This window comes from Streptomyces triticirhizae (genome assembly GCF_003696235.1).
Classification (GTDB): domain Bacteria; phylum Actinomycetota; class Actinomycetes; order Streptomycetales; family Streptomycetaceae; genus Streptomyces; species Streptomyces triticirhizae.
On sequence record NZ_RFFJ01000200.1, the window covers coordinates 1 to 10665 of the forward strand.

A 10665-nucleotide genomic window follows, 5' to 3' on the forward strand; every position below is an offset into this window, starting at 1 on the left:
CTGCTCGCCGCCCGCGCCCGTCGCGGCCAGCGCGCCGCCGTTGGCGCCGCCCTGCGGGCCGAGCCCGCCGTTGGCGCCGCCGGTGTCGTCGCCGCCGGAGGCACCCCCGTCGCCGTCCGGCAGCCGCGCGTCGTCGCTGAGCGCCAACACCACGGAGACCGGGTCGAGTTCCTCGCCGGCCTCGTAGAACCCGCCGAACGCCTGGGCGCCGTCGGCGGTCAGGGTCGCCGGCACGCCCTCAAGGGCGAGCACGTCGTCCTCGGGGTTCAACGCGTCGGCGGGGACGTCGAGTTCGGCGACGGTGATGTCGTCGTACTCGGCGACGTCGCCGGTCTCCCGGTCCTTGGAGGAGACGTCGGCCACCAGCGCGGCCTCGGTGCCGTCGATCTCCACGCTCAGCTCGCTGAACCGCAGGTCGAGCGCGCCCTCGTGGCCGGTGAAGCGGACGCCGCCGGCGAAGTCGCTGACCAGCGTGCCGGCCTCGGTGTCGAGCGCGCCGGTGGCGTCGGGGAAGCGGTAGCCGCCGGTCACCTCGGTGGCGCCGTCGGAGAGTTCGACCTCGCCGTTGGCGATGGGCCCGGTGACGTACTGGCGGAAGGACTCCTTGACGCCCCAGTCGAGCCGCCCGTCGACCACCTCGCCGGCCACGGCGTCACCGGGGTCGCCGGGGTCACCGGAGCCGGGGTCCGTTCCGGGGTCACCGGAGCCGGGGTCGGTGCCCGGGTCGGTTCCGGGGTCGGTGCCGCCGCTCCCGGGGGTGACCGTGAGGGTGGCCGGGTCCAGTTCGGTGCCCTCGGAGTACATCGGGGTGCCGTTGTACTCGAACGCGGTGGCGCCGTCGGCCGTCAGCGTGGCCGGGATGTCGGCGAAGACCAGCGCGCCGCCCTCGCCCTGGCCGGGGGCGACGCCGGTGAGGTCGAGGGCCGCGAACTCGACGTCGTCGGTCGTCTCGCCGGCGATGGTGACGTCGGCGAGGATGTGGCCCTGCGTGCCCTCGGTGACGACCTTCAGGTCGGCCAGCTTGAGGTCCAACTCGCCGTGGTGGCCGGTGAAGTGGACGCTGCCGTCGAAGGCCGAGTCCACGCCGTGGGTGGCCAGGTCGTAGGCGCCGCTGCCGCCGGTGAAGCGGTAGCCGTTCTCGGTGGCCTCGGCGCCGTCGGCGACCTCGGCCGAGCCGCCGGCGATCGGGCCGGTGATGTAGCGGCGGAAGGACTCCTTGACGCCCCAGTCGAGCTGGCCGTCGACCAGCTCGATGACCTGGGCCGGCGCGGCGTCGTCGGCCGTGGCCGGGCCGGCGAACGCGGTGACGCTCAGCACCGTGGCGCAGGCGACGGTCAGCAGCGAGGCGCCGGCGCGCGCCGCGCGGGCGGGGCGGGTTCTGGTGGTCGTGCTCATGGGCGGGGTGTCTCCTCGTCGTGGCGGGAAGTCGCCGGTTCCTCGGCGGAGTTGGCCGGGGGGTCGGCGGGGTCGGCTGTGGGGGCGGCGCCGCGGTTGCGGCGCCTGAAGAGGTACGCGGCGGCGGCGAGCACCAGCAGGGCGCCCGCGCCGGTCGCGATGAGCGTGGGGGTGTTGTCGCCGCCGCCGTCGGCCTCGCCGGCCTGGGGTTCGGCGGTCGGCTCGGGGTCGGCCGCCGGCTCGGCCGGGGCGGTCGGCTCGGCGCCGAGGTCGGGCAGCGGCGGCAGTTCGGCGTCCTCGGTGACGGCGAGGGCCAGGGTCAACGGGTCCATCGCTGTGCCCTCGGAGTAGAGCCCGGCGAAGGCCGCCGCGCCCTCCTCGGTCAGCTCGGCGGGGACCTCGGAGAGCAGCACCAGGCCGTCCTCGGGGACGAGTTCCTCGGCGAGGAAGGTGACCAGCGGCTGGTCTCTGGCGGCCTCCTCGCCCTCCCGCGTGACGTCGGCGGCGAGGGTGCCGGTGCCGTCGGCGACGGTGACGCGGACCGCGCCGAGGGTGAGGTCCAGGTCGTTGCCGGTGAACCGGACGGCGCCTCCGAACTCGGCCTCGGCCGTGCCGGCTTCGGGGTCGACGGTGCCCTCGGCGAGCGGGAAACGGAAGAGCGCTCCGCCGTCCTGCGCGCCGTCGCTCAGCTCCCAGGAGCCCTCGGCGATGGGCCCGGTGACGTACTCGCGGAAGGTGCGGCGCACGCCCCAGTCCACGGCGGCGTCGACGAGTTCGGTCTCACCGGTGCCGGAGTCCTCCTCCGTTTCCTCGGGGGCCGGCTCCTCCTCGGCCTCCTCCCCTGGCTCGGCCTCGGGCTCGGCTTCGGCCGGGTCCTGGCTGTCGGCGGTGAAGGAGAGCGGGTCGAGCGGGTCTCCGGCCTGGTAATAGCCGGCGAACGCGGTCGCGCCCTGCTCGGTGAGGGTGGTGGGGGCGCCGGTGACGGCGATCTGGGTGCCGCCGGTCAGGTCGATCCCGGTCAGGTCCACCGAGGCCAGCGGCACCTGACTGCTCTCGGTGACGCGGCCCGTGCCGCGTTCCTTGGAGCGCATGTCCGCGTGGAGGGTGCCCGTCCGGCCCGATATCGACAGTGACGGGTTGCTGATGGTGAGGTCGAGTTCATAGCTGCCGTCGTCCTTCTGGTGGCCCACGAAGTGGACGCCGCCCTGGTAACTCGCGTTGAGCGCCCCGGTGTCGGGGTCGTAGCCGCCGCTGGCGGAGTGGAAGCGGAACTGGTTCTCGCCCACGGTGGCCGCGCCGCCGGACAGGCTCCAGCTGCCGTTGGCGATGGGCCCGGTGACATAGGTCTGGAAGGACGCCTTGATGCCCCAGTCCAACCGGCCGCCGGCGACGGGCCGTTCGGCGGCGGAGCGGCTCTCCGGATGCCGTGCGGGGTGCCGTTCGCTCCCGGAGGCGTGCGCCGTGCCGGCGGCCAGCGGCGCGCACAGGACGACCAGGGCCAGCGCCACCGCCAGGGCCAGCACGGCGGCGAGGGACGTCGGCGCGGCGCCGGTCCGGCGTCGGGACAGCGCCGGGGACGGCGCTGGGCACAGCACTCTGGGCAGCATCGAAGGTCCTCCCACGGCACCCGGGTTCGGTAAGCCAGGTTAGGCTAACCTAAGCTAGCCCGGGCCCGGGGGGTACCCCTCGCCGCCCACCCGGGAGTTCGATCGGGTAACTCCCCTGAGAGCACACCAGAAAGGTGGAAGCGCGGTGGCCTCTCGCTCCGGACGACCGCTCGCCAGGCTGACCGCCGCCCTGGCCCTCCCGCTGGCCCTCGCCCTGCTGGTGACGGGCTGCGGCGACTCCTCGGGCGGGGGCGCGGACGACGGCACCGCGCCGGCCGCCGCCGAACCCGCCGACCGGGTCGAGCCGTTGGAGGGGCCGGCGCCCGAGCCGACCCTGCCGACGACCGTCACCTCGGCCGACGGCGAGGAGGTGACGGTGACCTCGGCGGAGAAGGTGGTGCCCCTCTCCGGTTCGCTCTCCGAGCTGGTCTTCAGCCTGGGCCTGGGCGACCGGGTGGTGGCCAGGGACGTCTCGGCCACGTTCGAACAGGCCGCCGACCTGCCGGTGGTGACCAGGGGCCACGACGTCTCGGCCGAGGGGGTGCTCTCGATGCGGCCCGACCTGGTACTGGCGGAGACCACCACCGGACCCGACGAGGCCATCGACCAGATCCGGGCGGCCGGGGTGCCCCTGGTGGTCCTGGACCCCGCGCTCGAACTCGATGACATCGAACGGCGGATCGCCGCCGTCGCCGAGACGCTGGGCGTGCCGGAGGCCGGGCAGGCGCTCACGGCGCGCACCACCGAGCGACTCGACGCGGTGCGCGCCGAGCTGCCGACGGACGGGGACCGACCCCGGGTGGCGTTCCTCTATCTGCGGGGCAGCGCCTCGGTCTATCTGCTGGGCGGCGCCGAGTCTGGCGCGGTCTCCCTGATCGAGGCGGCGGGCGGCGTCGACGCGGGCTCGGAGTCCGGGCTGGACGGCGACTTCACGCCGATCACCAGCGAGGCGCTGGCCGCCGCCGCGCCGGACGTGATCCTGGTCATGACCAAGGGACTGGAGTCGGTGGGCGGCGTCGACGGGCTCGTCGAGATCCCCGGCATCGCCCAGACGCCGGCCGGGATGAACCGCCGGGTGGCCAGCGTCGACGACGGCGTGCTGCTCAACTACGGGCCGCGCACCGACCAGGTGTTGGCCTCGTTGGCCGAGCAGATCCACACCGAGGAGCCGGCCGCGTGACCGCGCCCACCACGGCGGGGCGGGGCGCGGAGCCGCAGGGGCCTGACGCGGCGTGGGAGTCCCCGGACCCCGCGTCGGACGCCCGCCCGTCGGAGCCGGCACCGGCGTCGGCGGAGGAGGAACGCGGCCCGCGCGGGCCGGGCCTGGGGCGGATCGCGCTGCTGACGCTGGGACTCGTGGCGGCGCTGGTGCTGGTGGCGCTGGTCTCGGTCGCCACCGGCGCCTACGACATTCCGCTGGGCGATGTGATCAACTCCGTGCTGCACCGGGCGGGTCTGGGCGGCGAACCGCTGGACCGGGTCGGGGAGAGCGTGCTGTGGGACGCCCGGCTGCCGCGCGTGGTGTTGGCGGTGCTGGTGGGCGCGGCGCTGGGCTGCGCCGGGGCGTTGATGCAGGGCGTGTTCGGCAATCCGCTGGCCGAGCCCGGGGTGATCGGGATCTCCTCGGGCGCTGCGGTGGGCGCGGTCGCGGCGATCGCGTTCGGGCTGGACTTCCTGGGCAACTGGACGGTCACCGTCTTTGCGTTCGTGGCCGGCCTGGCCACGGTGTTGTTGGTCTATGTCCTTTCCCGATCGGACGGCCGCACGGAAGTGGTCACGTTGATCCTGACCGGGATCGCGGTGAACGCCTTCGCCGGCGCCCTGATCGGGCTGTGCGTCTTCTTCGCCGACAACGCGCAGATCACCGGGATCACCTTCTGGCAGCTGGGTTCGCTCTCCCAGGCCACCTGGCCCAAGGTGCTGGCCGTGCTGCCCTGCGCGCTGGCCGGGCTGCTGATCGCGCCCTGGTACGCGCGCCGGCTCGACCTGCTGGCGCTGGGCGAACGCCCCGCCCGGCACCTGGGCGTTGACGTGGAACGGCTGCGGGTGGTGCTGATCCTGGTGACCGCGCTGCTGACCGCCTCGGCGGTGGCGATGGCCGGAATCATCACCTTCGTGGGGCTGTTGGTGCCGCATCTGCTGCGGATGGCGGCGGGGCCGGGGCACCGGTTCCTGTTGCCGGGCAGCGCGCTGGGCGGCGCGCTGGTGCTGGTTTCGGCCGATCTGGTGGCGCGGACGGCGGCGCAGCCGGCGGAGCTGCCGCTGGGGGTGCTGACCGCGCTGATCGGGAGCCCGTTCTTCTTCTGGCTGCTGCGCAGGACCCGTCGGCGGCAGGGAGGTTGGGCGTGATCAGGTTCCAGGGGCTTCGGGCCAGGACGGTGGAGCCGCCGCCCCCGCCCGCGCCGGGCGCGGTGCTGGCCGAGGCGGCGGGGCTCGCGGTGCGGCTCGGCGGGCGGCGGGTGCTGGACGGGGTGGACCTCGCGGTGCGCGCCGGCGAGGTGTTGACGCTGGTGGGGCCCAACGGGGCCGGGAAGTCGACCCTGTTGGCGGCGCTGGCCGCCGACCTGGCGTCGGCCGAGGGCGGGCTGCTGGTGGACGGGCGCCCGGCGGCCGACTGGGGCGCACGCGAACTGGCGGTGCGCCGGGCGGTGTTGCCGCAGTCCTCGACGCTGTCGTTTCCGTTCACGGTGACCGAGGTGGTGCGGATGGGGCGGGCGCCGTGGGCGGGCACGGCGGCCGAGGACGAGGACGAGGCGGCGGTCGCCGAGGCGATGGCGGCGACGGACGTGGTGGCCTTCGCCGACCGGCCGTTCAGCGCGCTCTCCGGCGGGGAGCGGGCCCGGGTGGCCCTGGCCCGGGTGTTGGCCCAGCGCACCGGGCTGCTGCTGCTCGACGAGCCGACCGCCGCGCTGGACCTGCGCCACCAGGAGCAGGTGATGCGGATCTGCCGGGAGCGGGCTGAGGCGGGGCGGGGCGTGGTGGTGGTCCTGCACGACCTGGGGCTCGCCGCCGCCTGGGCCGACCGGGCCGCGGTGCTGCACCGGGGGCGGGTGGCGGCGCTGGGGGCGCCCGAAGAGGTGTTCACCGAGGGGCTGTTGAGCGAGGTCTACGGTCATCCGGTGCGGGTGCTGCTCGACCCGGACACCGAGGCGCCGCTGATCGTGCCCGAGCGCCCGGCGCGCGAGGCGGCCTCGGGCGCCGGCGCCTGAGACCCGGCCGAGCGCGCCGTGGGTGAACGGGGCGCCGGCACGTGAAGGGCGCGCCGGTGGGTGAACGGCGCGCGAGGCGCGCGTGCGGCGGCGGAAAGTTGTCGCGAACGGCGGGCAAACGGTCGTCTGATGCCCTAGCCTTTTCAGCGGCAAGGGCGCGCACTCACGGGGAGATGAGGACGCGCCTTCCGCTTGTGGCGGTCCGTTGTTGGTTGCTGTTGTGAGTCGTTCGCCGTTGTTAGCCACCGTTGGGGCGTCGCGCGGGGTGGCGCGCCGCCGGCCGTCCCGTTCGTCTCCGTTCACTTCACTTCGCTTCGTTCGCTGGTTCGGTCGTTTCAGGTCCGTCGTTTCAGGTCCGTCGTGTCGGTTCGCTCGGCGTCACTCGCGTTCACCACTCGGGGGGGGATATGCGCCATCCAGACGTCTCACGCTCCGGAAGTGTCCGAAGACCGCAGGTCACCGGCCGGTGGCCGGCCGGGCGGCCGGATGAGGCACGGTGGTACGCGCCGGCGGCCGTCGCCGCCGACGCCGCCGGCGTGCTGGCCCCGGTGCTGCTCGTCTATCACCTGACCGACCAGCCCCGGCCGTTGGCCGCGGCGGCGGTGGCCACCGCCGGGTGGCTGGCGTTACGGGCCGCGCACGGCCGCTATCGGCCCGGGCGGCTGGGCGAGAGCCGGGGGCTGCTGGCCTCAGCGCACGACTGGCTGCTGTTGCTGGGCCTGTTGGCCGGGCTGCGGGCCGTCCTCGGGGAGGGCTCCGAGGTGTCGGCCGCCGCCCTCGCGCTGCTCCCGGCGCCGCTGGTGACCGGTTTGACCGCCGCCGCGCTGCACCGGCACCTCACCCAGCGGCGCCACCGCGCCGAGGCGGTGCGCCGGGTGCTGGTGGTGGGCGAGCCCGACGCCGTGGACGCGGTCACCGCGCGGCTGGCGGCCGGCACCGACCACGCCTATGTCACCGTCGGCGCCGTGCTGTTGGGCCCCGGCGAACTCACCAGCGGCGTCCCGCCGTTGTCCCGGCTGCCGGTCGAGCCGCCGGCCCACTGCCCTGAGGTGCCCGACCTGATCCCGGCCGGCACCGACGGCTCGGGGGTGCTCGCCGCCGCCCGCCGGCAGAGCGCCGACCTGGTGCTCCTGGTGCCGGGGACCAGGCTGGGCGGCGACCGGCTGCGGCGGCTGTGCTGGTCGGTGCAGGACGCGGGGCTCGCGCTCTGCGTGACCTCGGGGCTGACCGAGGTGGCCAGGCACCGCGTCACGGTGGCCAGCGCCGCCGGCCTCAACCTCCTCCATGTCGCCCCGCCGCCCCGCCGGGGCGCTCCGTTGCTGTGGAAGGCGGCCACCGACCGGATCGTCGCGGCGCTGGCCCTGGTGGTGCTCGCCCCGCTGTTCGCCGCGCTGGCGCTGGCCGTGCGGCTGGACTCCCCGGGCCCGGTGCTCTACCGACAGACCCGCATCGGGCACCGGGGAACGCCGTTCACCCTGTGGAAGTTCCGCACCATGGTGCCCGACGCCGACCGCCACCGGCCGGCCCTGGAGGCGGTCAACGAGCACTGCGCCACGCCGCTGTTCAAGATCCGCCGGGACCCGAGGATCACCCGGGTCGGCCGGCTGCTGCGCCGCACCTCGCTCGACGAACTCCCCCAGCTGGTCAACGTGGTGCGCGGCGAGATGGCCCTGGTGGGGCCCCGCCCGCCGCTGCCGGACGAGGTGGCCCGCTATGGCACGGTCGAGCTGCGCCGGCTGAGCGTGCGCCCTGGGCTGACCGGGCCCTGGCAGGTGAGCGGCCGGTCCGAGCTGTCCTGGGACGAGGGCCTGGCGCTCGACCTCGCCTACGCCGACAACTGGACGCTCACCGGCGACCTGGACGTGCTCGCCAGGACCGTGCGCGCGGTGGTCAGCGGCCGGGGCGCCTGGTGACGGCCGGCCGATGACGAAACGTTCACCCCTGGGGCGTGCGCTCGCGCCCCGGGGACGCGCACCGCGAGGCTCCTCAGCCCGAGAGCTGGGCGCGCCACCAGGCGTGGGTGTCGGCCAGCCCCTCGGGCAGCGGTATCGAGGGCGCGAAGCCCAGCGCGCGCAGCCGGGATATGTCCAGCAGCTTGCGCGGGGTGCCGTCCGGCCGGCCGGTGTCCCAGGCGATCCGCCCCTCGTACCCGACGACCGAGGCGATCCGGTCGGCCAGCTCGGCGATCGACAGGTCCTCGCCGCAGCCCACGTTCAGCGCCAACTCGCCGTCGTAGGACTCCAACAGCAGCCGACAGGCCCGCGCCAGGTCCGCGCTGTGCAGGAACTCGCGGCGCGGCCGGCCGCTGCCCCACAGCGTCACCTCGGCGCGGCCCTCCCGGCGCGCCTCGTCGAACCGGCGGATCAGCGCGGGCAGCACATGGGCGGTCTCCGGGTCGAAGTTGTCCCTCGGGCCGTAGAGGTTGGTCGGCATGGCCGCGATGTACGAGCGGCCGAACTGCCGCCGGTAGGACCGGACCTGGGATATCCCGGCGATCTTGGCCAGGGCGTAGGGCTCGTTGGTGGGCTCCAACGGGCCGGTCAGCAGCGCCTCCTCCGGGATCGGCTGCGGCGCCTCGCGCGGGTAGATGCAGGAGGAGCCGAGGAAGAGCAGCCGGTCCACGTCGGCGGCGTGCGCACCGGCGATCACGCTCAGCTGGATGCGGAGGTTGTCCTCAAGGAAGGGCACGGGCTGGCCGGCGTTGGCCATGATCCCGCCGACCCGGGCGGCGGCCAACACCACGGCGTCCGGGCGCACCTGGCGCAGGAAGGCCCCGGTGGCCTCCGCGTCCCGCAGGTCCAGCCGCTCCCTGGGGCGGGTGATCACCTCGTGGCCCGCCCCGGCCAGCTCCGCCGCGATGGCGGAGCCGGCGAGCCCTCGGTGCCCGGCCACGAAGATCCGCGCGTTCGGCGGCAACAGCGTCGTCATGGAACCGGATTGTGCCAGGCGCCACTGACAGCCGCCGAGGGAGCACGGTACGTGAACGGCCCACCGGCCATTCGGCATCACAAGGGAGAAGTTCGATGGGCAAGACCGCGCTGATCAGCGGAATCACCGGGCAGGACGGCTCGTACCTGGCCGAGCTGCTGCTGGCCAAGGGGTACACCGTGCACGGGTTGTTGCGCCGTTCCTCCTCGTTCAACACCGAGCGGATCGACCACATCTACCAGGGCCCGCAACATCCCGAGCGCACCCTGGTGTTGCACCACGCGGACCTCAGCGACGGCGTCGCGCTGGTCAACCTGCTGCGCGAGACGGAGCCCGACGAGGTCTACAACCTGGGCGCCCAGTCGCATGTGCGGGTCTCCTTCGACACCCCGCTCTACACCGCCGACACCACCGGCCTCGGCACCCTCAGGCTGCTGGAGGCGATCCGGGCCAGCGGCGTGGACACCCGGATCTACCAGGCGTCCTCCTCGGAGATGTTCGGCTCCACGCCGCCGCCGCAGAACGAGGACACGCCGTTCCATCCGCGCAGCCCCTACGGCTGCGCCAAGGTCTACGGCTACTGGTCGACCGTCAACTACCGCGAGGCGTACGGGATGTTCGCGGTCAACGGCATCCTCTTCAACCACGAGTCGCCGCGCCGGGGCGAGACCTTCGTCACCCGCAAGATCACCCGCGCCGTGGCCCGGATCGGCGCCGGCCTCCAGGACCGGCTCTACCTGGGGAACCTGGACGCGGTCCGGGACTGGGGCTACGCGCCGGAGTACGTCGAGGCGATGTGGCTGATGCTCCAGCGCGACGAGCCCGACGACTACGTGGTGGCGACGGGCGTTCCGGCGACCGTCCGCGACTTCCTCCAGGCCGCGTTCGCCGCCGGCGGGCTGGAGTGGGAGCGGTATGTCCGCTTCGACCCCAAGTATGAGCGGCCCAGCGAGGTGGACGCGCTGGTCGGCGACCCGGCGAAGGCCGAGCGGCTGCTGGGCTGGCGGCCGCGCACGCACTGGCGGGAGCTGGCCGAGCTGATGGTGGCGGCCGACCGCGAGGCGCTGGACGCCGAGTTGAGCGGCGCCACCGTGCGCATCGACAGATGAGGCGCCGACGCATGGCCAACGGCGCCGACGGCGCCAACGGCCTTGACGGGCTCAACGGCCGCGACGCGCCCGGAGGTTGCGGCGGGAGCCGATCCGGTGGGGCGCGCGTCCGATGGGTGGGCGGGAGTTGTGCGCCGGTTTCACCACCGTGCGCCGACAACGTGCGCCCCTTTTCGGCGGTCCAGCCCCACGGTGCGTCAGCTGTGGGGATGCCGGGTGTCAGTGCCGTGAAGGAGTATGGGGGCCATCGGATGGACAGGGCTGTGGGCACGGCCGTCGAAGGGGAGGGACCATGAGGCTCAGGGGAGTGTGGACGCGGCTGACGAGTCGTTCGCGGCCCTCGCGCCTGGCGTGGTTCGCGCGCACGACGCGCGGCGCGCGGGGCAGGGGCGGCGCGGCGCGGCACGCCAGGCGGCG

At 74.5% G+C, this 10665-nt stretch carries 8 protein-coding genes; 5 read left to right on the forward strand and 3 right to left on the reverse strand.

Features of this window, described 5'->3' with window-relative positions; genetic code table 11:
• Both EBN88_RS25055 and EBN88_RS25060 read right to left on the reverse strand, forming a co-directional pair.
• The coding region (locus EBN88_RS25055) for an HtaA domain-containing protein (protein ID WP_122399332.1) at window positions 1–1395 on the reverse strand (1395 nt) is incomplete at its 3' end.
• Window positions 1392–3002 carry an HtaA domain-containing protein gene (locus EBN88_RS25060; protein WP_122399333.1) on the reverse strand — a complete coding sequence of 537 codons (1611 nt, stop codon included), beginning with the start codon at window positions 3000–3002 and terminating at the stop codon, window positions 1392–1394. The genes EBN88_RS25060 and EBN88_RS25055, both read right to left, overlap by 4 nt.
• Before the next feature lie 145 nt (window positions 3003–3147).
• On the opposite strand from EBN88_RS25060, the gene EBN88_RS25065 reads away from it, so the two are divergent.
• From EBN88_RS25065 to EBN88_RS25080, 4 genes are all read left to right on the forward strand, one after another.
• Window positions 3148–4182, forward strand: a complete 1035-nt coding sequence (locus EBN88_RS25065) for a heme/hemin ABC transporter substrate-binding protein (protein WP_122399334.1) — start codon at window positions 3148–3150, stop codon at window positions 4180–4182.
• 143 nt (window positions 4183–4325) lie between these two features.
• Entirely contained in the window at window positions 4326–5351 is a 1026-nt protein-coding gene (locus EBN88_RS25070; protein WP_233580933.1) for a FecCD family ABC transporter permease, read from the forward strand.
• On the forward strand, window positions 5348–6211 hold the full coding sequence (locus EBN88_RS25075; RefSeq protein ID WP_233580928.1) for a heme ABC transporter ATP-binding protein: 864 nt from the start codon (window positions 5348–5350) through the stop codon (window positions 6209–6211). Before EBN88_RS25070 ends, EBN88_RS25075 begins: the two co-directional genes overlap by 4 nt.
• 536 nt (window positions 6212–6747) lie before the next feature.
• A complete protein-coding gene (locus EBN88_RS25080; protein WP_233580930.1) occupies window positions 6748–8124 on the forward strand; it encodes an exopolysaccharide biosynthesis polyprenyl glycosylphosphotransferase in 1377 nt (458 codons plus the stop codon).
• A 73-nt stretch (window positions 8125–8197) separates the two neighbouring features.
• Here EBN88_RS25080 and EBN88_RS25085 read toward each other — a convergent pair whose 3' ends face one another.
• Window positions 8198–9139 (reverse strand): GDP-L-fucose synthase family protein, encoded by a 942-nt coding sequence (locus EBN88_RS25085; RefSeq protein ID WP_122399338.1) that lies wholly within the window; start codon window positions 9137–9139, stop codon window positions 8198–8200.
• A gap of 95 nt (window positions 9140–9234) precedes the next feature.
• Between EBN88_RS25085 and gmd the strand changes: the two genes are divergently transcribed.
• On the forward strand, window positions 9235–10248 hold the full coding sequence (gmd, locus tag EBN88_RS25090; RefSeq protein ID WP_122399339.1) for a GDP-mannose 4,6-dehydratase: 1014 nt from the start codon (window positions 9235–9237) through the stop codon (window positions 10246–10248).
• Window positions 10249–10665: the final 417 nt, after the last annotated feature.

Bases quoted from the DNA above. Each gene is read 5' to 3' on its own strand.
- EBN88_RS25085 (WP_122399338.1), bottom strand. From the start codon at position 9,139: ATGACGACGCTGTTGCCGCCGAACGCGCGGATCTTCGTGGCCGGGCAC.
- EBN88_RS25060 (WP_122399333.1), bottom strand. From the start codon at position 3,002: ATGCTGCCCAGAGTGCTGTGCCCAGCGCCGTCCCCGGCGCTGTCCCGA.
- gmd (WP_122399339.1), top strand. From the start codon at position 9,235: ATGGGCAAGACCGCGCTGATCAGCGGAATCACCGGGCAGGACGGCTCG.